The organism is Sphaerisporangium aureirubrum (assembly GCF_042658925.1).
Lineage (GTDB): Bacteria > Actinomycetota > Actinomycetes > Streptosporangiales > Streptosporangiaceae > Sphaerisporangium > Sphaerisporangium aureirubrum.
The window spans coordinates 1-1,325 of the sequence record NZ_JBHSRF010000186.1; the positions used below are offsets into that span (position 1 = coordinate 1).

At 67.1% G+C, this 1,325-nt stretch carries 1 protein-coding gene; it reads left to right on the top strand.

The window, feature by feature from the left end; genetic code table 11:
• Positions 1–120 precede the first annotated feature (120 nt).
• Positions 121–1,325 (top strand): IS256 family transposase (locus tag ACFP1K_RS41055; protein ID WP_380764016.1); only part of this gene is annotated, 1,205 nt, incomplete at its 3' end.

Here is a 1,325-nt window from a genome sequence, read left to right on the forward strand (position 1 = left end):
GGTTGCGTCCACGGAGGTGGTGTACGAGTTTTCGCTGGTGACAGGCGTGGCGTCGTGAAATGAGGACGGCCATCGCGTGATCCTTTTCGATGTTCCACGATCGAAGGAGGACAAGAGGCGATGGCCGTGAACGACAGTGTGGACCCGCTGGGCCGGTTGGCGGAGCGGATCCAGGCGCAGGATCCGGATCTGTTGCGATCCATGGTGCAGACCATGGCCGAGACGTTGATGTCGGCCGAGGCGGATGCGTTGTGCGGGGCCGGCTACGGCGAGCGCAGCCAGGAGCGGACCAACCGGCGCAACGGCTACCGGATGCGCGAGTGGGACACGCGTGCCGGCTCGATCGAGCTGGCGATTCCCAAGCTGCGCGAGGGTTCCTACTTCCCGGACTGGCTGCTGGAGCGGCGGCGCCGGGCCGAGCAGGCGCTGATCAGTGTGGTCGCCACCAGCTACCTGCTGGGCGTCTCGACGCGCAGGGTCGACAAGCTGGTCGAGCAGCTGGGGATCAAGCACATCTCCAAAAGCCAGGTCTCGCAGATGGCCAAGACCCTGGACGAGCAGGTCGAGGCGTTCCGTACCCGGACTCTGGACGCCGGCCCGTACACGTTCGTATGGCTGGACGCTTTGACGCAGAAGGTGCGCGAAGGCGGGCGGATCATCAATGTGCACGTGCTGGTGGCCACCGGCGTGAACGCCGATGGACGCCGGGAGATCCTCGGGGTGGAGGTGACCTCAGCCGAGGACGGCGCGGGGTGGCTGGCGTTTTTGCGCGGCCTGGTCGCGCGTGGCCTGTCGGGGGTGCAACTGGTGATCTCCGACTGTCACACCGGGCTGGTGGCCGCGGTCGGGGCGACGCTGACCGGCGCATCCTGGCAGCGCTGCCGCAGCCACTACCTGCGCAATCTGCTGACAGTAGTCTCTCGCTCCGCGCAGCCGTTCGTGGCCACGCTGGTGCGCACCATCTTCGATCAGCCCGATGCCGTCTCGGTGCGCGCCCAGCACTGCTGGGTGGTGCAAACGCTCCAGGCCAAGCACCCCGCCGCTGCCGATCATCTGGAGGCCGCCGGGGAGGACCTGCTGGCCTTCGCTGCCTTCCCCCGCGAGATCTGGCCGCAGACCTGGTCGAACAACCCGCAAGAACGACTGAACAAGGAAATCCGCCGCCGCACCGATGTGGTGGGCATCTTCCCCGATCGGCCGGCGATCATCCGCCTGATCGGCGCGGTACTGGCCGAGCAGACCGACGAATGGGTCGAAGCGCGCCGCTACATGGGCCTGGACGTACTGGCCAAAGCCCGCATCCGACTGGTCCCTGGCGACACACC